Raw genomic sequence first — 22,999 nt, forward strand, 5'->3', positions numbered from 1 at the left:
CCGCCGCTCTGCGCCTAGGCGGCCAGCTCGGCCAGGGCCCGGCGGAAGCGGTCGGTGGCGAGGCTGCGCGCCGTCGACTCGTAGGCGTCGCGGGCCGTGCGGTCGAGGCCAGCGCCACGCATCAGGTTGATGCCGTGGGCGCGCACCTCGGGCCCGGTCGGACGAAGGAGCAGGACCTGGGCGCCCCGTCGACGCGCCGCGCCGGCCTCCTGGGCCAGCGCCCGGGCCGGCACCCTGCGGGCCAACTGGATCAATGGCCCCGGGGCATCCGTAGGGTCGAAGGCCAACGGCGCCACGCCGATGATCAGGTCGCAGCCGGCGTCCGCGGCCAGGTCGAGGTTGGTGGTCGAGTGGGCACCGCCGTCGACGAGCACGTGACCGCCGACCCGGACCGGGGGGAAGATCCCCGGTATGGCGCAGGAGGCCTGGACGGCGCGTGGCAAGTCGATGCGTGTCTCGTGGTCACGGCCGAGCACGACTCGCCGGCCGCTGCCGATGTCGACGGCACAGAGCCACAGAGGCTCGGTCGGCCAGGCCGCGGGCAGCTCGGCCTCGAGCCGGTCGCGGCCCTCTGCCATGGCGAACAACCCGCCGGGGAACACCCGCCTGAGCACGGCCGGCACCGCCGGGACCGGGATTCGCAGCACCGAACGGCCGAGCACGTACGCCGACCCGACGCCGCGCTGCACCAGCTCGACGGGTGACGCGAAGTTCGGGGCCAAGATGTCCCCCCATCCGTCTCGCTCCTCGGCTCCGCTGGCCAGGGCCTCGCTCCAGAAGTCGGCCGAAGACCAGCCGCTGCGAAGGTACGCCGCGATAGCCGCGCCGGCACTGGTCCCCACGATGAGGTCGGCCGAGGCCAGCCGGATCCCGCCCTCCTTCTCGAGGGCATGGAGCACGCCGGCGTGGTACGCCAGGCCGACCGTACCGCCGGCACCCAACACCAGTCCGAGCTTCACGGTCCCCCCCCGGACCGCGCTACGACAAGTCGGGTGGGCTCATCGGCCCAGCCGTCCCTCGGCCAGGTCCTCGGCCATGGCCCATCCGAAAGCCACGAGGCAGTCGTAGCGCTTCTCCGTCAACGGCGCGAAGAAGGCGGCGACATCGGCGGGGCCCGACTTGAGGCTGCGATATTCGAGCACCCCGCCCGGTGATCCCGTACCACCGAGCACGAAGGTGCGATCATCGAGGCGCCCGTCGGCGCCAAAACGCTTGGCCAGGCGGCGACCCCACGCCCGCTCCTCGCCGGTAGGCCGATGCGCGGGACGGGGAACGACATCTGCGAGGCCCTTGAAGGCGTCGAAGGCGCCGGGATCGACCATGCGGGTCCCGACCAGCACGTCCTCGTCGGGAAACGCCAGCAGGGCCCGCCGGTACTGGTCGCCCATCAGGGTGCGGACGACGTGCTCCCGCTTCGACGTCGCCTTCACCGAGGCCAGACCGACGAGGAGGGAGGGCGTCCCGCCGATGCGCTCGAGGGTGCAGAACGAGAACCCGGCCAGCCTGCCGCCCTCGCGGGCCTGGGTGACGAGCACCCATTCGTCGCGCTGCTTGGAGAGGAACCCCACGTCGAAGCCCGCCGAACCGTCAGTGCAGATGTCGGCCATATCGGCCAACTCGGCGTCGCTCAGCGCGGTGCAGTCCTTGGTGTCGACCTCGATGGACATGACCTCTTGAGAACTCCCATTCGACCTGGTGCTTGCCTAGTTCTCCTCCAGATTACGGGATGGCGCCTGGATCTGTCCCATGCGGGGCCCGCCGGTGGCCGGCCCACACCCCGCTCCCGGGCCGCCCCGGCACGCGGGCATCGTGCTCAGCTGACTACGGCGTTGGGGCCGAGCAGGACCCGCACCTCGGCGACCACGCCGGATCGAGCGTCGACGTTGAGCTCGTCCGGAAGGCGGATCACCTTCTCCCCCACGTGCAAGAACACCGGCGACGGACCCGGGTGGTCGACCAACAACTGCTTGAGGCCCGCCAGCAGCGAGTCGGTGAGGCTGGGCAGCGGCAGACAGATCCGCAGCGGGGGCCCGTCGTCGGCGACCAGTTGCGGCCGGGTGAGACCCATGCACACCAGCTTGGGCTGGTCGTCGCGCGTGTCGATCCGCCCCTTGACACACACCGCCACGTCTTCCTCGAGGAGGGCGCCGAACTGCCGCATGGCGCCCGGGAACACGAAGGTCTCGATCGTGGCCTCCAGGTCCTCGAGAACGAAGGTGGCCATCTGGTCGCCGCTCTTGGTGTACTTGCGCACCAGGTTGGTGACGACACCCCCGACCACCCGAACCTCGGCGTCCCGATAGGCGTTCCCTCCCCCCGGGGCGACCTCTCGCAGCTCACCGATCGTGCAGTCGGTGTGCTTGGCCAGCGCCGCCTCCACGCCCATGAGCGGGTGGTCGCTCACGTAGAGGCCGAGCATCTCCTTCTCGAACGACAGCCGCTGGGCCTTGTCGAACTCGACCTCGGGGATGGGAACCCTGGAGTCGTCGAAACCCACCGTCGGCCCGCCCGTCCCGCCGTCTGTCGCCGAGCCGTTACCGGCCCCCGTGTCGCCCATCGAGGCGAACAAGCTCATGATGCCGAGCTCGGCCTCACGGCGGCGGGCCAGGGTGCGGTCGACCACCTGCTCGAACACGAGACACAAGCCCTTGCGCGGATGGCCGAGCGAGTCGAACGCCCCCGCCTTGATGAGGGACTCGACGGTCCTCTTGTTGAGCACTGTCGGGTCCACCCGGTCGCAGAAGTCGTAGAAGTCCCGGTACGGACCGCCCCGGTCCCGCTCGGCCACGACCTGGGCAACGAGCCCCTCGCCGACGTTGCGGATGGCCGAGAGCCCGAAGGGGATGGCCCCCGGGCCATCCTCGGACCCTGGCTGCGCGGTGAAGTCCGACGCCGACACGTTGACATCGGGGACGAGCACCTGGATGCGGTGGGCTCGGCAATCGCCGAGGTAGACCGCCGTACGGTCCTTGTCGTCCTTGACGCTGGTCAACAGGGCGGCCATGTACTCGACCGGGTAGTTGGCCTTGAGCCATGCCGTCTGGTAAGCGACGAGGCCGTACCCATAGGAGTGGCTCTTGTTGAAGGCGTAGTCGGCGAACGGCTCGATGAGATCGAAGAGCGCCGTGCCGAGGGCGGAGCCGTAACCAGTGCGCTCGCAGCCGGCCACGAACTGTTCCCGCTCAGCGGCGATGAGGGACCGGATCTTCTTGCCGCAGGCCTTTCGGAGGCGATCGGCCTCGGCCAGGCTGTAGCCCGCGAAGCGCTGGGCCACGCGCATCATGGACTCCTGGTAGATCATCAGCCCGTAGGTGTCCGCCAGGATGTCCTCGAGATCGGGGTGCAGGTAGGTGATGGGCTTGCGGCCGCACTTGCGGTCGGCGTAGTCGTTGTGCATGTTGGCCGCCATCGGCCCCGGCCGGTAGAGGGCCACGAGGGCGGCGACGTCCTCGAACCGGCTGGGAGCGAGGGAGCGCATGAGCGCCCGCATCGGCGCGCCCTCCAGCTGAAAGACCCCGACCGACCGTCCCTGCTTGAGCATCGCGAAGGTCGCCTCGTCGTCGGGAGGGAGCGCATCGACGTCGGGGCGGTGGCCCTGGGAGCGCTCGACCAGATCGAGCGCCCGCTCGATCACGCTCAGGTTGCGCAGACCGAGGAAGTCCATCTTGAGCAGGCCCAGCTCCTCGACACCGTGCATCTCGTACTGGGTGACGATCGGTGCGTCCTGGGCAGGAGTGGAGGGATCCGGCTTGCGCTGGATCGGGAGGTGCTCAGTCAGCGGCTCGCGAGTGATGACCACGGCGGCCGCGTGGATGCCCGCCTGCTGGCGCAGCCCCTCCAGTCCCTTGGCCACGTCGATCACCTGACGGGCGTCGGGATCGCTCTGGTACATCTCCCGGAGCCCAGTCGCCATCTTGTACCCGTCGTCGTGCCCGTCCCGAGGCTCGAGGCAGGCGCCCAGCGGGGTGTCCCGACCCATGACGAGCGGGGGCATGGCCTTGGCAATGCGGTCCCCAACGGCGTAGGGATAGCCGAGCACCCGAGCGGCATCCCGAACCGCGGCCCGAGCCTTGATGGTCGAGAAGGTCACGATCTGGGCGACGTGGTCCCACCCATAGCGCTCGGCGGCGTAGCGGATCATCTCCCCCCGAGCCCGCTCGTCGAAGTCCATGTCGATGTCGGGCATCTCCCGGCGGCCGGGATTGAGGAAGCGCTCGAACAGCAGGTCGTGATGGATGGGATCGAGATCGACGATGCGCAGGCAGTAGGCGACGCAGCAGCCGGCGGCCGAGCCACGGCCGGGCCCGACGCGGATGCCCGAAGAGCGGGCGTGGCGGATGAGATCCCACACGACGAGGAAGTAAGCCGAGAACCCCATGTCGGCGATGACGCCGAGCTCGAAGTCGAGCCGCTCGATCACCGCTGTCGGGATCGGCCGCCCGTAGCGTTCCTCGGCGCCGCTCATGCTCAGGTGACGCAGGTAAGCGGCGGTAGCGGCCTCGCCGCCGCCGGCGGAGAACTCCTCGGGCACGGGGAACTCGGGCAGCTTGGGCTTGCCGAACTCGATGTCGATCGCAGCCCGCTCGGCGATCCAGAGCGTGTTGTCGCAGGCCTCGGGCCAGTCGCGGAACAGCGTCCGCATCTCCGCCGCCGACTTCAGGTAGTGCTCCTCGCCCTCGAACCGGAACCGCTTGGGGTCGTCGCGCATCGCCCCGGTCTGGACGCAGAGGAGCGCATCGTGGGCCATGGCGTCGTCGCGGTGGGTGTAGTGGCTGTCGTTGGTGGCGAGCAGCGGTGCCCCCACATGGCGGGCGATGTCGATGAGGCTGGCGTTGGTCTTGCGCTGCAGCTCCAACCCGTGGTCCTGGAGCTCGACGAAGAGATGCTCGCGCCCGAAGATGTCCTGGAGTCGCCCGGTCAGCGCCGTGGCGCCGGCGAGGTCGCCCCGTTGCAGGGTCTGGAGGACGACACCGCCGAGGCATCCGGTGGTGGCGATGACGCCGTCGTGGTGGCGCTCGAGCAGCTCCCAGTCGAGACGGGGTTGGTAGTAGTAGCCCTCGAGGTAGGCGGCGCTCGAGAGCTGCATGAGGTTGCGGTAGCCCAGGGTGGACTCGGCGAGGAGCGTGAGGTGGTAGTAGAGCTTCTCCCCTCCCTCCACGTCGCCGCCGGTGTCGTCCACCCGGCCCCGCCGCACCGGTCGCTCGTGGCGGCTGGTGGCCGCCATGTAGGCCTCGATGCCAACGATGGGGACGATCCCCTGGGACTGGCACTCCTTGTAGAAGTCGAGGACGCCGTACATGTTGCCGTGGTCGGTGATGGCCAGGGCCGGCTGCCCGTCGGCCGCCGCCGCCGCCACCAGGTCCTTCACCCGGGCAGCCCCGTCGAGCATGGAGAACTCGGTGTGCACGTGAAGGTGGGCGAACGAGTCCCTTCCAGCTCCGCCCGCCACGTGCGCCTCCTCGACTCGGGCCCCGTCGTCCACAGCCCTGTGGACAAGAGTTACATCGCTGTCATTCACCCTACCGCTTTTCCAGGCGGCTTCGCCGCCCCGCACGAGGTGGCGTCAGAGGTAGGTGCCAGGGCGAGAGCCCGCGGGCTCCTCGCCGGCGGGCAGCTGGCGCCGGCGCATGTCCTCCAGCTGCGAGCGGGCGTTCATCTGCTGGGCGAACAGGGTCGCCTGGATGCCCTGGAACAGTCCTTCCAGCCAGCCGACCAGCTGGGCCTGGGCGATCCGAAGCTCGGCTTCGCTCGGCGTGGTGGCCTCCAACGGAAGCGAGATCCGGTCCAGCTCGGCGGCCAGGTCGGGCGAGAGCCCGTCGGACAGCTCGCGGATCGAGGTCTCGTAGATCTCCCGCAGACGTGTCCGGCTCTTCTCGTCCAAGGGGGCCTGGCGGACCTCGTCGAGCAGCTGGCGGGTCATCGAGCCGATGCGCATGACCTTGGCCGGCTGGGCGACGGTCTCGGTCGGCTCGACGGCGCCGCCGGCTCCGGCCTGAGACTCGGGGGTGGCCGCGCTGCCGCCGTCGGGGCCGGGCACGATGACGACGTTCGGCGGACGGTCGGGTGTGTCGGGAGCCATGAACGATCCTTAGCTCGGATCAGGCCTGGCGCGCCAGCAGTGGCACCAACATCTCGGCCGATGTCAGCGAGCCGTGCCGACTCACCAGGCGGACCTCACCCGTGTCGGCGGGGTCCAGGAAGGCCACGGGAGCACGCGCGACCAGGGCGACGTCGCCGAGGCGCTGCTCGACCTCGGGGACCGGCATTCCCCCCAGCCACCCTTCGGCCAGCACCTGGTGCCGGGTGCGCACCCAGGCCACGTGGCCGTACTCCGCCGTCGCCTGCTCGGCCAGACGATCAACCGTCCCGGGCCGGGCGTGCAGCCAGCGGAACCGGCCCTCGCCCGAGAGCAGCGTCACCCCGCCCATGATCTCGGGCGACAAGGTGATCGTCTTGTCGCCGACGTCCACCTGACCGTGGTCGGAGGTGACCAGCAGGGCCGCACCGGCCGGCAGGACAGCCAAGACCTCGGCCACGAGATGGTCGGCGGCCGCGACCTCCGCCTCGTAGTGGGCGTGGAGCCCCCACTCGTGGGCGACCTTGTCGATCCCGTCGTAGTAGGCGTACACGAGGGGCTCGCCGTCAGCCAACAGTCGAGCCACCTCGACCGGCAAGGTGGAAGGCATGCGCCAGCCTCGGATCGGAGAGCCTGCGAGATGGGCGGCGGTGAAGCCGGTGCTGACGAACTCCGCCCGCGTCACCGCCGGCACCCGCCTGCCGGCGAAGGCCGGTGCGGGCTGGAAGACGGGCGGGCGAACCTTGGTCCGGGCGTCGCCAGCCTCGGTCCTCCAGCGCAGGACGTTCATCACCTCGCCCTCGCCCACGTGTACCCGGTAGCCGACGACACCGTGCTCCGCCGGGGTCAGGCCCGTCGTGATCGACGTGAGCGCTGTCGCCGTCGTGGTCGGCACGACCGACGTGATGGGCCCTCCGGTCAAGGAGGTCATCGTCGGGGCGAGATGGGGTCTGGCGAGGAACTGCTCCCAGCCGAACCCGTCGAGCACCAGCAGGACCACCTGGTTCGCCGTCCGCACCGGCTCGGGGATCCACGGGGGAGCCTCGTGACGGCGACGATCCAGGAGGGCGCATGCCAGGCCGGAGAGGCAGGCCCCTCCGTAGGTCGGAAGCACGGGGGTCGGAGCCGACAGTGCTGGCTGCAGCGAACCGCTGGCGAGGGGCCGGTCCTCCCGCCCCATCGCCCTCGAAGTCGGCTCGGCCTCCACTACAGCGACCTTACGCCCAGGGGCCCTACCATGGAACACGTGAAGGTGTCGACAAGGGGTGACTACGCCAGCCGGGCGCTGCTGTCCCTCGCGCTGCACACTGGCCAGGACGGACCGACGTCGGTGCGCGATCTCGCCGAGCGGACCGGCCTGCCCCAGCCCTATCTGGAGCAGATCCTGCTCGCCCTCAAGGGCGCCGGCCTGGTGCGTTCCAAGCGCGGAGTGGGCGGGGGCTACGTGCTGGCCCGCCCGGCCGACGAGATCACACTCGGCCAGATCGTCAGCGCCGTCGACGGCCCGATCGTGGCCGGAGATTTCGGCGCGCCCCACCAGAACGGCGCTTGCGACCACGAGGGCCAGTGCGTGTTGCTCGGGGTGTGGTCCGAGGTGGGCAAGCACATGCGATCCCACCTCGACTCGTTCACCCTCGCGGACATGGTCTCCCGGTCCCGGGGGTGGGCTGCGCCCCTGGCCCCGCTCACCTGACCGGCACCGCGCTAGGAAGCCTCGTTCCACAATCGGACAACGCTGACCTCCCGCTCGTACCCAAGGACGCTGATCGTGGCGGTGTCCAGAGCCAGGCGGCTGCCCCCGTCCGGGCCGAGGTTCACCCAACGGGCGGCCAGCATCCGCAGGATGTGGCCGTGGGAGAAGCAGATGACGTCCCCCGAGACGCCTCGGAGCCTGGCGATCAGCCGGTCGGCTCGCCGGGCGACGTCAGCGGGCTGCTCGCCGTCGGGCACGCCGTCCCGCCACAAGAGCCAGCCGGGGCGCTCGGCGCGGATGTCGTCGGTCGTTCGGCCCTCGTAAGCGCCGTAGTCCCACTCGAGCAGGTCGTCGGATCGCTCGCCCTCGCCCATTCCCGCCAGTCGACAGGTGTCCACGGCGCGCGACGCCGGGCTCGTGAGCACCAGCGCGAATCGCCGGTTGGCGAGCTTGGTCCCCACCTGCATCGCCTGACGTCGACCCGTCTCGGTAAGGGGAACGTCCGTGCGCCCGGTATGGCGCCCGGACAGGCTCCACTCCGTCTGGCCGTGGCGGACGAGGGTGATCGTCAGTTTGCGTTCCAGGGGGTGAGCGGCGGGGTCGCCGGCGGTGTCGATCGACCGTGGTCGTCACCCCTATCGGTCTGGCGGTCAGGGCGCTGGCGCTGGCGACTGTGGACGGCCCACGGATGGTGCTTGCCGTGGCGCCGGCCCCGACGCTGCTGGAGGGCCAGGTAGGCCCACGAGATCCAGCCCAGGGGCACGACACCCCAGAAGCTGACGATGCGGTAGAGCAGCACGATGGCCACGGCCTCACTGGCGCTCTGCCCGTAGGCGATGAGGGCGAAGGTCAGGCTGCCCTCGACCACCCCGATCCCGCCCGGTGTGATCGGCAGGCTGGCGGAGATCTGGGCCAGGGCGTACGCGACGAGCACGCCCCGCCAGTGCACGTGCGCACCGAGGGCCAGCGTGCACGCAATGAGGGTGGCGCAGTTGCAGAGCCAGTTGGCCATGGCCAGGGCGAACGCGACCATCCACCCGGTCAGCCCCGGGCGCACCCGCCTGACGCGTGACCAGAACAGCCGAAGCAGGTCGGCAGCGCGATTGCCGCGCGGAACGAGCCGCTCTATCGACGCCAGAAGCGTCAAGCCCCGCGCTCGGGCCCTGGGGGAGTAGTGGACGACGATGCCGACCGCCGCGGCCACCACGGGTATGGCCGCCAGCGCCGCGGCCAACCACCGCAGGCTGGCGACCGGGCCCTGGCTGCCGGCCACCCAGATGCCGGTGGCGAGGATGCAGAAGAGGGCGAAGCTCGACAGGGCGCCGGCGACGAGAATCACCCACTCGGCCAGGACCCGGTCGGCACCGCGGCGCCGGAGCTGCTCGTACGCGAAGACCGCGGCCCACGCCGCGCCGCCAGGCAGCGTGACCGCCAATGCGTTGCCGGCCAGCGTGATCTCGAACAGGGCACCAAAGCCCAGGCGCACGCCGCCGGCGTGCAACAGCCAGCGCTGGAGCCTGGCGAAGACGACGAGCGAAGCCAGCTCGAAGACTATGGCGACGACCAGCCAGCCCCAGCGAATGTGCGCCAGCAGGTCGGCACCCTGCTCGAGTCGCTTTGTCTGGGTGCTCGCAGCCACGACGGCAGCGATCAGAACGGCGACGGCCAGCGCCCTGCGGACCCACTTCACCCAGCCCCGCCGTCGGCCTGGCGGCCCACCCTCGTCCGGCGACGACCCCGGCGGAGATCCGGGTCGATGGCGCCGCATGGTCGGCCATACGCCCCGCGCCCGGCGGCGCTCCTGTTCGACCGACATCAGGGAACCTGCCAGCAGCGACGCCCCGACGGGCCGGTCCCCAAGGCCAGGCGCCGTTGACCGCCCACCACCAAAGGGTATCCGCTCGCTCCGTTAGGACCGCCGAATATCCCAGCCGGCCAGGCGCGCTGGGTGCGGCCGGGTGGGGTCGGGCGGAGCCCTGCCGACGACACTCCACTGATCGCTGGCCGACCGCCCGCTACGGTGTAATCTTGTAAGAGCATGGCACCGAAAGCAGAGTCCGAGCGCATCCAACGCTGGGTCGTCCAGCACGTCCCCCGGGGTTGGTTCGCCACCGCACCCGAGGTCAACGTGGACGATGACGAGATCCTGATCGTCGGGGTCCTGGATGAGCCTCCCCCCGAACGCGGCGCGACCGAGGCGGCCAGGGCGGCGACCAGGGTCGCCCAGATCCGGGGGTTCCGGGAGGAGACGCGCGACGCCAGGATGCGTACGGCCCAGGAGGCCGAGCACACCTTTGGTCGCAAGGTCTCGTGGGGGGCGCGCTGCGGCGAGTCCTACGAGCTCTTCACGACCATGAGCGTCCCGGTGATGACCAGGCTCCGCATGGGCGAGCGGGCGGTACTCGACATCCTGGTGGCGGCGGGTGTGGCCCGTAGCCGCAGCGACGCCCTGGCCTGGTGCGTCCGCCTGGTGGGGCGACACGAGACGGACTGGCTGACCGACCTCCGCGACGCCCTGGTGCACGTGCATCGGGTCCGGGGCGAGGGGCCCACCACGATCTGAGACCTCTGGACGATCTGAGACCCTCTGAGAGGAGCGCGGATGACCGAACCTCATATCCCATCTGGCGACCTGCTCGACAACCAGCCTGACGCCCTCGGCGAGCACGCCCTGGACGCCTACTCGGGCGTCGTCACGTCGGTGGCGGCCAAGCTGCTGCCCTCGGTGGCCAGCCTCCGCGTCGGGCGGTCCGCGCGACGCGGCGGCCGTGAGGCAACCGAGGGGGCGGGCACCGGTGTCGCCATCACCCCGGACGGCTTCATGCTGACCTCGGCCCACGTGGTCGCCGGGAGCCGCAACGGCACCGCCAGCTTCAACGACGGCCGGGAGCTCGAGCTCGAGGTCGTCGGAACGGACCGGCTCTCCGACCTCGCCGTCGTCCGCGCCAGGGGGTCCGGTCTGAGCGCCGCCGTCCTCGGTGACGCCGACGGGCTACGGGTCGGCCAGTTGGTCGTGGCGATCGGCAACCCACTCGGTCTGTCCGGTTCGGTGACCGCCGGCGTTGTGAGCGGGTTGGGGCGGTCCCTGCCGACGAGGGCGGGGAGCGCAACGAGGATCGTCGAGAACGTGATCCAGACCGACGCCGCCCTCAACCCGGGGAACTCCGGGGGCGCCCTCGCCGACAGCCGAGGTCAGGTCGTCGGCATCAACACGGCCGTGGCCGGGATCGGCCTGGGCCTCGCCGTGCCGGTCAACGCCACGACCAGGAGGATCATCGGCGCGCTCATGAGCGAAGGCCGCTTCCGGCGGGCCTACATCGGCATCGCCGGCGCTTTTCGAGCCCTTCCGCCCCGCCAGAGCGCCGTCCTCGGGCGCGATGCCGGCGTCGGGGTCGCCGAGGTCGTCGATGGGAGCCCCGCCGCCAGAGCCGGCCTACGGCCCAAGGACGTGATCCTCAGCATCGACGACAACGACGTGGAGTCGGCCGGCGACCTGCAGAAGCTCATGATCGGCGATGCCATCGGCCGCGCCGTGGTCCTACGCACACTCCGCGACGACCGGGTGGTCGAGATCTCAGTGACACCGGTGGAGCTGGTGGAGTAGACCGGGGGCTCGTGGACGACAACGAGATCCTCGAGCACATCGGCGGCCTGGTCGGCGAGGAGCACACCCTGCTCGAGACGGCCGGGGCCGACGGTCTCGACGAGGCCCAGGAGCGCCGTCTCGCCAGCCTCGAGGTCAGCCTGGACCAGTGCTGGGACCTGCTGCGCCAGCGGCGGGCTCGACGGCACGCGGGCCTCGACCCCGACGAGGCCAAGGAGCGCGACACCGACACCGTCGAGCACTACCGCCAGTGAACCAGCAGGGCTACCGCCGCGGCGTCGCCGAGCGTCCCTGAGCACCCCGGCGCGGCGAGTCCCACAGGCGCAGGCCGCCGAGGATCGCGCCGGTGTTGCCGACCAGGGTGGCCTTCTCCCCCAGGTCGACCTTGAGGTGCTTGGCGTTGCCCCCGCCGACATAGAGCCGGTCGTACAGCATGAGCGCGTCGAGGGTCTCGACCGCCACCGCCACCCGCCGGCTCCACCGCTTGTTGCCGATCCGAAGGCGGGCCGCCTCCCCCACCTGCTGCTCGTAGGTCTCGCCCTTGCGGAAGGGGTGGTGGGCCAGCTCGAGGTGTGGGGCCAGCTCGCCGTCGAGGAAGAAGCTGCTGCCCATCCCCGTGCCCAGGGTGATCACGCACTCGAGGCCCTCTCCGTTCACCACTCCCAGGCCCTGGAGATCGGCGTCGTTGACGATCCGGGTGGGTTTGCCCGTCCGCTGCTCGAGGACCGCGGCCAGATCGAATCCCTTCCAGGCCTCCACCAACTGCTCGAGCACGGGGGTGCCGAGGCCACCGCTGGTCGACAGGTTGGGCGCGGTGATGACAATGCCTCGCCGCACCATGCCGGGAAAGCCCACCGACACCCGGTCGAAGGGCGGGAGCCCCTCGGCCAGCCCGAGCACGGCCTCGACGAGCACGTCTGGTGGACAGGGATGGGGAGTCTTCACCCTTACCCGGTCGACCAGCATGGCGCCCTCGGGGTCGAGCACCGAGGCCTTGATGCCCGTGCCCCCGATGTCGACGGCAAGCGTGGTGGGGCCTCCGGCCCCCTTGCGCCGGCCTCCCGGGCCGGCCTTACCCTCGGGCCGGGCTCCCCGGCCGGCCTTCGGGGCCGGACGGGCTCGACGCGGCGTGCCCGATCCGGACTCACCGCTGTCGGTCCGAGAATCTGGACCAGAAACCACGAGCGCGATCCAACCGCAATGGGTAAGACTGAGCAAGCGGTCCCGAGGGGCCATATGGGCGGCCGGGGCGGCGGGTCGGTTCGGCGATCAGCTCGAAGACGCAACCTCGTGGGCGTAGGCAGGGGGCTTCTGTCTCGGGCCGGAATGGCCAGGGCACTTGGGGCGTTTAGGTCTACAGGTAAGAATTTTGAGAGGAGTGAAGATCATCGCTACCGCACGGGATACCGCCACCAAGGATGCGACGCGGAGGTCATCCGCGCCCTTGGGAGATGCCGTCGGGCTCTTTCTCGACGACCTGGCCCGATATCCCCTGCTCACGGCCGATCAGCAGGTGGAGCTGGCCCAGCGCATCGAGGCCGGCGATGACGAGGCCAGGCAGCGGATGATCACGGCCAACTTGCGTCTGGTCGTGCACTGGGCTCGCCTGTACCAGGACCGGGGCGTGGACCTGGGCGATCTCGTCCAGGAGGGCACCTTCGGCCTCATGCGGGCCGTCGACAAGTTCGATTGGCGTCGGGGCTTCCGGTTCTCCACCTACGCCACATGGTGGATCCGTCAGGCCCTTCAGCGGGCGGTCCACAACACCGGGCAGTCCATCCGCCTGCCGATGGACGCCGCCGAGCGCGCTCGCCGCGTCGACACCGCCCGTCGGGAGCTGGCCGTGGAGCTGGGACGGGAGCCTGACGACGAGGAGCTGGCCGAGGCGGCCAGCGTCTCGCTCAGCCAGCTGTCGGATCTGCGCCAGGCGGCACGGGTCGTGGCCAGCCTCGACCAGACCGTGGGACCGGACTCCGAGACGAGCCTGGGCGAGCTGGTCGCACCGGCCGGAGAGCCGTTCGAGGAGGAGGTCGACTCGGCCATCGGGCGCGAGCAGCTCCGACAGGCTGTCCAGAGCCTCAGCCCCCTCGAGCGTGACGTCCTCTGGCTGCGGTTCGGGCTCGACACGGGCCAACCCGCATCACTGGAGAACACGGCCCGACGCCTGGGTATCGGCGTCCGCCGGGCCCGCCAGGTGGAGAGCGACGCCCTCCGCCGGCTGGCCACGTTCCCCGAGCTCGAGTCCCTCCTGCTCGCCGCCTGACCCCCCTGGGATCGGGCAGGGGGACTCAGCGGGCTCGGGCCCAGGCCGGTCTAGGACAGTGTCGCCAATACGGCCGTCAGATCAGCGGGCAAGGGCGACGTGAAGCCGAGACGCTCTCCCGTGCGGGGATGGTCAAAGCTCAGCCGATGGGCGTGCAGGAACGGTCGTTCCAATTCCAGCCTGGGCTCGGCGCCCCCGTAGCGCACGTCGCCCGCCACCGGGTGCCCGATGGCGGCCAGGTGCACCCGGATCTGGTGGGTGCGGCCCGTGTCCAGCCGGCAGTCGACCAGGGTCGCCTCCGCCGGGAGCCGGTACCGGGTTTCGACGCGATACGCCGTGCGCGCCGGTCGACCCCGGCGGGAGATGGCCATCCGGGTGGGATCCCGCTCCGACCGCCCCATCGGCGCCTCGACCTCGCCCGCGTCGGCGTCGACGGAACCGAGGACCAGGGCGAGGTAGCGGCGCTCGATCGCCCGGGGCCGACCGCTGAGCTGTTCGACCAGCGAGCGGTACGCATCGGCAGTCCGCGCCACCACGAGGAGACCGGACGTGCCCTTGTCCAAGCGCTGGACGATGCCCGGACGGCCGGCATCACCCGCGCCGGCGTCGGCCAGGTCCGGAAATCGGGCCACCAGCCCCTGGACGAGCGTGCCCGAGGGGTGGCCGGCACCGGGATGGACGACGAGGCCCGAAGGTTTGTCGACCACCACGATGTCGCCGTCCGCGTGGACAACCCGTACGTCCACGCTCGGGTCGGCACCGACTCCGGACGGCGGTCCGCGAGACGGCAGGTCCACCTCGAGGTCCTCGCCGCCGGCCACCCGGCGGCTGCGGGTCGACACCGGAGCGCCCGAGAGCCGGACGCGGCCGGCCCGCACCAGCTCGGCCACCTCCGCTCGCGTCAAGCCGCCCAGGAGCGCCACTGCCCGGTCGACGCGCTCGCCGGCGAGCGCCGCCGGGATGGAGGCTTTCACGGCGCTCGTCTGCGGTAGCCGGCGAAGATGAGGAGAATCGCACCACACACGATGCAGGCGTCGGCCACGTTGAACGTGGGCCAGTACCGAAGGTCGATGAAGTCGATCACGGAACCCCCGTTGGACCGCACCAGTCGGTCGACCAGGTTCCCGACCGCACCACCGAGGATCAGGCCAACCGCGATCGCCGTCGCCGTCGTCGAGGCCGACCGGCCCAGGACCACGACGACGGCGATCAGCGCCACAGCGACAATCACCAGCTCGGTCGTGAGGCCGCGCGCCAGGCTGAACGCCGCACCCGAGTTGAAGGTGAGGGCGAGCCGCACCGGACCGACCAGGTGCACCGGAGCGTCCCTCAGGAAGTGCACTGCCAGCGACTTGGTCAGCTGGTCCACGGCGACGACGATTGCCGCCGTCCCCGCGATGATCAGCTGAAGGCGCGGGCGAGACCAGTCCCGGCTCAGCGCCGCGACAACCCCCCGCTCTTGCAGGTCACGCACATACGGGCCTGGGGCAACGCCTTGAGCCGGGCCCTCGGGATCGGTTGGCCGCATCCCTCGCACAGGCCGTAGGTGCCGGCTTCGATCTTGGCCAGGGCGTGGTCGATGTCCTCGATGGCCGCCCTCGCCTGCGCCGACAGGGCCAGGTCCCGCTCGCGGTCGACGGTGACCGTCCCCCCCTCGCCAGACTCCTCGTCGAACTGCACGTCGCCGGGCTCCATGTCCTGAGCCAGCGAGTCAGCCTCGGCCTTGAGGGCCTCGGCCTGTTCGAGATAGGTCGCCCGCTCGGCAAGCAAGAGCCCCTGCTGCTCCAGCAGGAACTTGTCCGTGACCTTCCGGGGCCGAGTCTTCGGGGCCCTGGCCGCGGCGCCGGCCGGGGTCCCGGATCCCCCCCGGCGAGCAAGGGTCTTCGCTGCTGCCCCCCGCTCTGCCCCTCGTGTGGGGCTCAGCTTTGGTGCCGCCGCCCGGCTCGCTGGGGCCTTGGCCGGCACTCGGGCGCTGGCGCCGGCCTTCGCCTGGACGCCGCTGCCGGCGCGCCCCGTCGCCACCCGGGCGCCTCCCCGCTTGGCGGTGGCGGACGTGGTGGCCGCCGGTCCCGCCCCCCGCTGGCCCTTGCCCGCCACGGAAGCTCCCCGCCCCCGCCCGGACTTGGTGCCGGCGGCATCGGCCTTGCCGGTGGGCCGGCCTCCCGCGCCGGCCGCGGTGCCTCGTGCGGGTGGGTTCCGCGCCGTGGACTGGCCCTTGCCGGTCGCCGGGCCAGCTCCGGCGGACTTGCTCGCCCGGGCAGCCGGGGCGGACGCTCGAGCCGATGCGGGGGCTCCCTTTCGGGTTCCCGCCTGTCGGGCCGGGTTGGATGAACGTGACGTTCGAGGCATGAAGCTCGGTCCTGAGAAGTCGCCGAGGGCGTCGGATCGTACCTGACCAGGCAGGCTTCGGCAACGACCTCGCCGGAACGGCCGCCCGAGGCGATCGGTTCCGGCCTGCGACACGAGGCCGCCAGAAGCCGGGAAACTCGCCAGGAGCTCAGACTGGTCCCGCCTACTGTGGTCCCATGGCGTCCGAGCCCGACGGGGCACCGTACCCACAGGTCGAGCAGCAGCCCGAGTTCCCCGCCCTCGAGGAGCGGATCCTCGAGTTCTGGCAGGCGGACGGGACGTTCGCGGCCTCGGTGGCGGCCAGAGAGGCGGGACCCAACGAGTACGTCTTCTACGACGGGCCACCGTTCGCCAACGGGCTTCCCCACTACGGCCACCTCCTGACCGGCTTCGTGAAGGACGCCGTTCCGCGTTATCGGACCATGCGGGGCCGACGGGTGGAACGGCGCTTCGGCTGGGACTGCCACGGCCTCCCAGCAGAGATGGTCGCCGAGAAGGAGCTCGGCGTCTCCGGTCGTGGCGGCGTCACGGCAATGGGCATCGAACGGTTCAACGACCACTGCCGCTCCCTGGTCCTGCGGACCGCCGACGAGTGGGAGCGATACGTGACCCGCCAAGCTCGCTGGGTCGACTTCAGCGACGACTACAAGACGATGGACCTCCCGTACATGGAGAGCGTCCTGTGGGCGTTCAGGCAGCTTTGGGACAAGGGCCTGATCTACGAGGGCTACCGCGTCCTGCCCTACTGCTGGGAGTGCGAGACGCCCCTGTCGAACTTCGAGACCCGCCAGGACGACGCCTATCGTCCCCGGGAGGACCCGGCGGTCACCGTCGCCTTCGAGCTCGATGCCGACGATGCCGATGGGGCCGATGGGGCCGGGACGGGCGAGGGATCGCAGCCCGCAGGCCCGCTCGGACCCGGACAACCGCTCCGGGTCCTGGTGTGGACGACGACGCCCTGGACACTTCCGTCCAACCTGGCCCTCGTGGTCGGGCCCGACGTCGACTACGCCGTGTTCGATCTCGACGGGGCGAGGTACGTGGTCGGCGCGGCGAGGGCCGAGGCCTACGCCGGCCTGCTGGGCGATGCCGTGCCGGTCGGCACGGTCAAGGGGAGCGAGCTGGTGGGGCGGACCTACCGACCGCTGTTCGATTTCTTCGCCGACGCCCCAAGGGCCTTTCGCGTCCTGGCCGGGGACTTCGTGTCCACCGAGGAGGGCACCGGCATCGTCCACGCCGCTCCTGGCTTCGGGGAGGACGACCAGAGGGTCTGCGAAGCCAACGGCATCGCCGTCGTCACTCCGGTCGACGACCGGGGCCGGTTCACCCACGAGGTGCCCCCCTACGCCGGCCTCCAGGTGCTCGACGCCAACGACGTGGTGATCGACGATCTCGCCGCCTCCGGTGCGCTGATCGCGCGGGAGCGCTACGTCCACAGCTACCCGCACTGCTGGCGAACCGACACACCGCTGATCTACCGCGCCGTCCGCTCCTGGTTCGTGCGAGTGACGGCCTTCCGGGACCGGATGGTCGAGCTCAACCAGCAGATCCGTTGGACGCCCACCCACGTGCGCGACGGCGCCTTCGGCAAATGGCTGGAGGGGGCTCGGGACTGGTCCATCAGCCGCAACCGGTTCTGGGGCGCGCCGATCCCGGTGTGGACCAGCGACGACCCCAGGTACCCCAGGATCGACGTCTACGGCAGCCTCGACGAGATCGAGCATGACTTCGGCGTGCGGCCGACCGACCTTCACCGTCCGGCCGTCGACGCCCTCACCCGACCCAATCCCGACGACCCCACGGGCTCGTCGACGATGCGCCGGGTCGAGGACGTGCTCGACTGCTGGTTCGAGTCGGGCTCGATGCCCTACGCCCAGCTCCACTATCCGATGGAGAATCGGGAGCGCTTCGAGTCACACTTCCCGGCCGACTTCATCGTGGAGTACGTGAGCCAGACCAGAGGCTGGTTCTATACCCTCCACGTGCTGTCGACGGCGCTGTTCGACTGCCCCCCGTTCAAGAGCTGCATCGCCCACGGGGTGGTGCTGGGCAACGACGGCCGCAAGATGTCCAAGCGCCTCAGCAACTACCCGGAGGCCAACGAGGTGTTCAGCACCTACGGGGCCGATGCCATGCGCTGGTTCCTGCTGTCCTCGTCAGTGCTTCGGGGCCAGGACCAGATGGTCGACCACAAGGGCTTCTCGGATGCGGTACGCCAAGTCCTCAACCCCATCTGGAACGCCTGGTACTTCCTCACCCTTTACGCCAACACCGACGGGATCCGGGGCCATTGGCGCACCGACGCCAGCGGGGTGCTCGACCGCTATGCGCTGGCGAAGACCGCAGCGCTGGTGGACACAGTCACGACCAGGATGGACGCCGACGACCTGCCGGGCGCCTGTGCAGCCATCGCCGGCTTTCTTGACGCCTTCACCAACTGGTACATCCGACGAAGCCGCGACCGGTTCTGGAAGCCGGTCGGCGACGATCCAGAGTCCGACCGCGACAAGCGGGACGCCTACGACACACTCGCCACGGTCCTTCAGGTCCTGTGCCAGGTGGCCGCGCCCCTGCTCCCCCTCGTCACCGAGGCGGTCTACCGGGGCCTGACGGGCGAGCGCAGCGTCCACCTGTCCGATTGGCCGGGACGAGACGCCCTCCCCGCCGATCCTGGCCTCGTCTCCGACATGGACCTGGTGCGCGAAGTGGCCTCGGCGGCCCATTCGGTGCGCAAGGCCAACGACCGCCGCGCCCGGCTGCCGCTCGCCTCCCTCACGGTTGCCGCGCGCGACGCGCGCCGTCTCGAGCCCTTCGTCGGCCTGATCGCCGACGAGGTCAACGTCGGCGAGGTGCACCTGTCCGAGGCGGTGGACGATGCCGGGGAGCTCATCCTCGCCGTCGATCCGTCGGTGGTCGGACCGCGGCTGGGCGCCGATACCCAGACGGTGCTGGCGGCATCGCGAAAGGGCAACTGGTCGCGGGTGTCGGCCGACGAGGTTGAGGTCGCCGGCACCGTGCTCCACCCAGGTGAGTTCACTGTGCGGCTCAAGCCACGCGATGAGGTCGCCAGTCGAAGCCTGCCCGGCAACGACGGGGTGGTGACGGTCGATCTCGAGGTCACGCCGGCCCTGGCCCGGCTCGGGCTGGCGCGAGACCTCGTACGCGCCGTGCAGATGGCGCGCCGCGATGCTGGTCTCCACGTCGCTGACCACATTCGTTTGGCGCTCGATCTCGATGACGAGGCCCGTGCCGCGGTGGAGTCACACCGCCGCTATCTGATGGAGCAGACCCTCGCCGACGAGCTGGAGATGGCGCCGGTCGACGATTCGAGCGCCAACTCCTCCGGCCTCGACTACCGCGCCCGTCACCAGGTCGGGCGGGCTCGATCGGTGGGGATCGGCCTGCGCCGCATCGGCTGAGGCGGCGGCCGACCGTCGATCGGCCCTTTCAGGAGCTGCCGTGCGCTGAGGCCTTCCCCGGCGGGGTCAGCGGCTCTGGGTCAGCGGCTCTGGGTCAGCGGCTCTGGCGAGCGGGCGCCCGGGCCGCACCCGTCCCGATCAGGGCGTCGATGCGGTTGAGCAGGGTGGCTCGCCGCTCCCCCTGAAGCTCTCGTTGCCGCACGAGCTCCAGCTCCATCGGTTCCAGCTGGGGAAGCAGGGGAAGGATCTCGGTCAGGCGGAGATCGTCGTAGTCGGCGATCGGAAAGTCGACGTGACGATCGTCACGACCCCCGTCGTCGTACTGCTGCTCGGCGTCGTCGTAGCCATCGTGCTCGTCGTAGCCCGCGTGCTCGTCGTTGTAGCCGTCGTCGACAGGACGCTCGACCGGCTGGCGCTGGCGGGTCCCGTTCGGGACCGGCGCCGCCGGGCGGCGAGCGGCAGGGGCGGCCCCGACCGCGCCGGTCAGCTCGTCCAGCTTGCGGAGGACGACGCCCCGCTTGCGACCCGACATCTCGCGATCCTTGACGACCTCGACCTCGTCCGGCTCGAGCTCCTCCAGCAGCGGCAGGATCTCGCCCACCCGGAGCTCGTCGTAGTCCGCGATGGGGAACTCCAGATCGTCGTACTCCTGGACATCGGCGCGGCTGGCGTCGCCGTCGTCCTCGAATCGATCGTCCTCGTACCGATCGCGGGGGTCAGGGGCTGCCGGCGGACGGACGTCAGCCACGGGCGCCGACGGACGCTCGTAGGGCGACGGACCGCGGGCGGAGCGGGCCGAGCGGGCCGACACCGGAGGCGGCGGAGCCTGGGGCTCCCAGACCGCTTCGTCCTCTTCGTCCTCTTCGTCGACTTCCTCCAACGGGGGCGCATCGAACACCTGGGAGGTCGGCTCCGCTGCCCTCGCGCCCCTTGACGCCCTGGGGATCGTCGCCGTCTCGGGAGCGAGCGAGTCGCGGTGGTCGAGCTCGATGGCGCCGGTGTCGCTCTGGGCCAGGGGCGCCGGCGCCTGGGAGCCGCGGGCGGCGGCCGACCGGGCCGACCGGGCCCGTCCGAGGCGGGTGAAGAGCAGCACGAGCGCGAAGGACAGTGCGCTTGCAGCAATCGAGATGTAGTCCAAGGCCAGCGAGCTGTTCAGGAAACCGATCACCAGGGTGACCAGGCCGATCAGCAAGAGGCCAACGGTCAGAAGAAGCAACACCGAGCCACCATCCCAGGGAGCCTTCGTGGGGGGAGCCGAGGCGCAGCGCCCGGCCACGCCATCTGTCTATCGCACCTACATATTCTAGAACCAGGGGCTCTAGACCTGCCCACGACCCCCTGCGGGGCCCTGGCCCCGGATAACGCGCGTCGGTGTGTGCTCGTCAGCGGCACCCTGCACCCGGATGATCCGGGTCGGATTGTCCTCGTCGGTGCTCTCCCACTGCTCAGCGTCGAATACACCGGTTCCCGGCCCTGGCGGACGCTCCTGCGGCCCGGCACCACCCGGAGGGGAGCCACCCGGAGGGGCGCCACCGGGAGGGGAGCCAGCCCCCACCACGATGGTCGGGCGATCGTCATCAGCTTGGCGATCGTCGTCAGCTTGGCGATCGTCGTCAGCGGGGCCCTCGTCGGCCACGCCCGAGTCGGGCTCGCCACCGTCACCGTTGAGACCGTCCTCGGACGGCTCACTCGGCTGTGGCGGCGGAGCGGGGACGTCCACCTCGCTCAACGGCGGCGGCGGCGCCATGGCCGAGAGGTTGTGATCCACCCAGGCGGCGGCGTTCGAGAGGGCAGCCCGCATCCGGCTCCGCTCCTCCTCGACATGCCGCTCGAGCAGGATGATGTCCTTGTGCATCTGCTGGCGGGCGCTCTCGAGCCGGACCAGCTCCTCACGCAGCTCGCGCTCGGCCTCCTCGGTGGTGCGCCGGGCGCGCTCCTCCGCCTCGGCGACCATGGCCCGCGCCTCGGTCTGCGCGCTCACGAGCGTCTCTCGAGCCTGTTGCTGCGACTCCTTCACGGCCATGTCGGCTGTCCGCTGGGCCAGCACGAGCGTGCGCCGGAGCGCATCGTCGTCGTCGGGAAGGTCGGAGACGCGTTGCTCGGCGCGCATGGCCCGCTCCATGGCCTGCCGGAGACGGTCGTGCAGCAGCTCGACCCCCGCCGCCGCCCGCTCGAGGAACTCGTCGACATCGTCCTGGTTGTAGCCCCGTAGCTTCTCTCGGAACTCAACCTCTCGAAGTGTTCTCGCTGAGACCTCAATATCCATGAACGATCATGGTACCGACGGCTTTTGACCAGGGCGCGGATGGTCGCGGATCGTCAGGCGAGGACAGCGCGGGACACGATCTGCAGCCCGATCAGCACGATGATCGGCGAGAGGTCGAGACCCATGCCGCCCAGACGCATCGGGGGAAGGACCCGGCGGATCGGACCCAGCACCGGCTCGGTGAGGCTGTACAAGACCCTCGCCGCGGATGCGAGGGGCGTGCCCGGAGTGATCGGGAACCAGCTGAGGATGACCCGAGCGAAGATGATGATGACGTACGCCTGGAGGACCCAGGCGATGATGCCTTTGGCGGTCACGGGTCAGGAGCGAAACAGGCCGCGCTCCTGCAGGCGCTGACGCTCCTCCGGTGACACCTCGACGTCCGACGGGGTGAGCAGGAACACCTGGTCGGCCACCTTCTCCATCGACCCGCTCAGCGCGTACGCGAGCCCGCTGCAGAAATCGATCATGCGACGGGCCAGGTCCCGGTCGACAACCTGAAGGTTGACGATCACCGGCTGGTCGTCCTTCAGTCGATCGCCGATCTCCTGGGCGTCGGAGAACCGGGCGGGAGCGACGACGTGGACACGCGGCGCCTTGTCAGGTGCGATCGGGCGCACGATCGTGGGCCGGTCGTCGGGCACCTGAGCCGGTGACACCTCCTCCCGCGTCAGCGTCCGAATCGTGCCGGGAGTCGACTCCTCGGGCTCGGCTTGCGAGTACACGCGGGATTGACGACGGGCCGGGGCCGCTGCCCTGGGCTCCTCGTAGTGGTCGTAGTCTTCGTACTCGTCATCGGCCAAGCCGAGATAGATCATCGTTCGTCGAACAAACGAAGCCATCGACGCCTCCTTCTGGCTCCCTCTGAGCCTATTCTCGCAGCCCGGAGCGCGATGGGCGGGGACCGAACAGGGCCCGCCCCACCCGGATCATGGTCGCGCCCTCCTGCACCGCCACTTCCAGGTCCTCGCTCATCCCCATAGACAGCTCGGCGAGCTCCAGGTGGCGGGCCAGGTCGGCGAGCATCCGAAACTCGCCCCGGGCCGCGTCCGTCGAACCTTGGGCGGCGATGCCCATCAGCCCCCGCACATCCAAGTCGAGCTCGCGCAGGCGGACGACGAGCGCGGCCGCCTCGTCCGGAGGCACCCCGTTCTTCGTCGCCTCGCCGCTCACGTTCACCTGGACGAGCACCGCCGCGCCAGGAGACCAGCGTGCGATCTCTGCGCCCTCGCTGGCGCGCGCGACCCCGTGCCAGAGGTGCACAAGCGGCGCTAGCGACCGAACCTTGTTGCGCTGGATGGCCCCGATGAAGTGCCAGCGGGGGGCGAG

At 70.5% G+C, this 22,999-nt stretch carries 22 protein-coding genes; 6 read left to right on the top strand and 16 right to left on the bottom strand.

The genetic code is table 11. The features are described 5' to 3' along the window. Nucleotides 1-14: 14 nt before the first annotated feature. The 5 genes from VH112_01390 to VH112_01410 all read right to left on the bottom strand — a co-directional run bounded on the left by VH112_01390 (nt 15) and on the right by VH112_01410 (nt 7,283). Nucleotides 15-959 carry a patatin-like phospholipase family protein gene (locus VH112_01390; GenBank protein ID HEX4538872.1) on the bottom strand — a complete coding sequence of 315 codons (945 nt, stop codon included), beginning with the start codon at nt 957-959 and terminating at the stop codon, nt 15-17. Nucleotides 960-998: 39 nt separating this feature from the next. Beyond that, nucleotides 999-1,667, bottom strand: a complete 669-nt coding sequence (locus VH112_01395) for a hypothetical protein (protein ID HEX4538873.1) — start codon at nt 1,665-1,667, stop codon at nt 999-1,001. Between the two features lie 146 nt (nt 1,668-1,813). Beyond that, nucleotides 1,814-5,449 (bottom strand): DNA polymerase III subunit alpha, encoded by a 3,636-nt coding sequence (gene dnaE, locus VH112_01400; GenBank protein ID HEX4538874.1) that lies wholly within the window; start codon nt 5,447-5,449, stop codon nt 1,814-1,816. Nucleotides 5,450-5,563: 114 nt separating this feature from the next. Beyond that, entirely contained in the window at nt 5,564-6,079 is a 516-nt protein-coding gene (locus VH112_01405; protein HEX4538875.1) for a bacterial proteasome activator family protein, read from the bottom strand. 19 nt (nt 6,080-6,098) lie between these two features. Beyond that, the gene (locus VH112_01410) at nt 6,099-7,283 is read right to left on the bottom strand and encodes an alkaline phosphatase family protein (protein ID HEX4538876.1); all 1,185 of its coding nucleotides are present in this window, start codon (nt 7,281-7,283) and stop codon (nt 6,099-6,101) included. Between the two features lie 39 nt (nt 7,284-7,322). Between VH112_01410 and VH112_01415 the strand changes: the two genes are divergently transcribed. Next, a complete protein-coding gene (locus tag VH112_01415; protein HEX4538877.1) occupies nt 7,323-7,769 on the top strand; it encodes an Rrf2 family transcriptional regulator in 447 nt (148 codons plus the stop codon). Nucleotides 7,770-7,780: 11 nt separating this feature from the next. Here the strand turns inward: VH112_01415 and VH112_01420 are convergent, their stop codons facing one another. Then, nucleotides 7,781-8,386, bottom strand: coding sequence for a histidine phosphatase family protein (locus tag VH112_01420; protein HEX4538878.1), 606 nt, complete (start codon nt 8,384-8,386; stop codon nt 7,781-7,783). Further along, the gene (locus VH112_01425; GenBank protein HEX4538879.1) at nt 8,338-9,585 is read right to left on the bottom strand and encodes a lysylphosphatidylglycerol synthase transmembrane domain-containing protein; all 1,248 of its coding nucleotides are present in this window, start codon (nt 9,583-9,585) and stop codon (nt 8,338-8,340) included. The genes VH112_01420 and VH112_01425 overlap by 49 nt, the downstream gene beginning before the upstream one ends. Nucleotides 9,586-9,807: 222 nt before the next feature. Here VH112_01425 and VH112_01430 point away from each other — a divergent pair, with 222 nt between their 5' ends. The 3 genes from VH112_01430 to VH112_01440 are packed head-to-tail and all read left to right on the top strand — an operon-like array spanning nt 9,808 to nt 11,627. Beyond that, complete coding sequence (locus VH112_01430) at nt 9,808-10,332, top strand: hypothetical protein (protein ID HEX4538880.1); 525 nt, start codon at nt 9,808-9,810, stop codon at nt 10,330-10,332. A gap of 39 nt (nt 10,333-10,371) precedes the next feature. Continuing rightward, nucleotides 10,372-11,373 carry a trypsin-like peptidase domain-containing protein gene (locus VH112_01435; protein ID HEX4538881.1) on the top strand — a complete coding sequence of 334 codons (1,002 nt, stop codon included), beginning with the start codon at nt 10,372-10,374 and terminating at the stop codon, nt 11,371-11,373. An 11-nt stretch (nt 11,374-11,384) separates the two neighbouring features. Beyond that, nucleotides 11,385-11,627: a DUF2630 family protein gene (locus VH112_01440; protein ID HEX4538882.1), complete on the top strand. Its 243-nt coding sequence runs from the start codon at nt 11,385-11,387 to the stop codon at nt 11,625-11,627. Nucleotides 11,628-11,637: 10 nt separating this feature from the next. On the opposite strand, the gene VH112_01445 is transcribed toward VH112_01440, so the two are convergent. Beyond that, nucleotides 11,638-12,555: an ROK family protein gene (locus VH112_01445; GenBank protein HEX4538883.1), complete on the bottom strand. Its 918-nt coding sequence runs from the start codon at nt 12,553-12,555 to the stop codon at nt 11,638-11,640. Nucleotides 12,556-12,751: 196 nt separating this feature from the next. Between VH112_01445 and VH112_01450 the strand changes: the two genes are divergently transcribed. Next, nucleotides 12,752-13,636 (top strand): sigma-70 family RNA polymerase sigma factor, encoded by an 885-nt coding sequence (locus VH112_01450; GenBank protein ID HEX4538884.1) that lies wholly within the window; start codon nt 12,752-12,754, stop codon nt 13,634-13,636. Nucleotides 13,637-13,686: 50 nt separating this feature from the next. On the opposite strand, the gene VH112_01455 is transcribed toward VH112_01450, so the two are convergent. From VH112_01455 to VH112_01465, 3 genes are read right to left on the bottom strand one after another with little or no spacing between them, the layout of a single operon-like run. Further along, complete coding sequence (locus VH112_01455) at nt 13,687-14,610, bottom strand: RluA family pseudouridine synthase (protein ID HEX4538885.1); 924 nt, start codon at nt 14,608-14,610, stop codon at nt 13,687-13,689. Next, nucleotides 14,607-15,110, bottom strand: coding sequence for a signal peptidase II (gene lspA / locus VH112_01460; protein HEX4538886.1), 504 nt, complete (start codon nt 15,108-15,110; stop codon nt 14,607-14,609). Before lspA ends, VH112_01455 begins: the two co-directional genes overlap by 4 nt. Further along, entirely contained in the window at nt 15,071-15,733 is a 663-nt protein-coding gene (locus VH112_01465) for a TraR/DksA C4-type zinc finger protein (GenBank protein ID HEX4538887.1), read from the bottom strand. Before VH112_01465 ends, lspA begins: the two co-directional genes overlap by 40 nt. A gap of 428 nt (nt 15,734-16,161) precedes the next feature. Here VH112_01465 and ileS point away from each other — a divergent pair, with 428 nt between their 5' ends. Beyond that, nucleotides 16,162-19,404 carry an isoleucine--tRNA ligase gene (ileS, locus tag VH112_01470; GenBank protein HEX4538888.1) on the top strand — a complete coding sequence of 1,081 codons (3,243 nt, stop codon included), beginning with the start codon at nt 16,162-16,164 and terminating at the stop codon, nt 19,402-19,404. Nucleotides 19,405-19,498: 94 nt separating this feature from the next. Here ileS and VH112_01475 read toward each other — a convergent pair whose 3' ends face one another. From VH112_01475 to VH112_01495, 5 genes are all read right to left on the bottom strand, one after another. After that, nucleotides 19,499-20,623 carry a hypothetical protein gene (locus VH112_01475; protein ID HEX4538889.1) on the bottom strand — a complete coding sequence of 375 codons (1,125 nt, stop codon included), beginning with the start codon at nt 20,621-20,623 and terminating at the stop codon, nt 19,499-19,501. A gap of 99 nt (nt 20,624-20,722) precedes the next feature. Further along, nucleotides 20,723-21,670, bottom strand: a complete 948-nt coding sequence (locus VH112_01480) for a DivIVA domain-containing protein (GenBank protein HEX4538890.1) — start codon at nt 21,668-21,670, stop codon at nt 20,723-20,725. A gap of 53 nt (nt 21,671-21,723) precedes the next feature. Continuing rightward, on the bottom strand, nt 21,724-21,987 hold the full coding sequence (locus VH112_01485) for a YggT family protein (protein HEX4538891.1): 264 nt from the start codon (nt 21,985-21,987) through the stop codon (nt 21,724-21,726). 3 nt (nt 21,988-21,990) lie between these two features. Then, nucleotides 21,991-22,512, bottom strand: coding sequence for a cell division protein SepF (gene sepF, locus VH112_01490; GenBank protein HEX4538892.1), 522 nt, complete (start codon nt 22,510-22,512; stop codon nt 21,991-21,993). A 28-nt stretch (nt 22,513-22,540) separates the two neighbouring features. Continuing rightward, on the bottom strand, nt 22,541-22,999 hold a 459-nt coding region (locus VH112_01495; protein ID HEX4538893.1), incomplete at its 5' end, for an alanine racemase.

Source organism: Acidimicrobiales bacterium (assembly GCA_036270875.1).
Taxonomy (GTDB): domain Bacteria; phylum Actinomycetota; class Acidimicrobiia; order Acidimicrobiales; family AC-9; genus AC-9.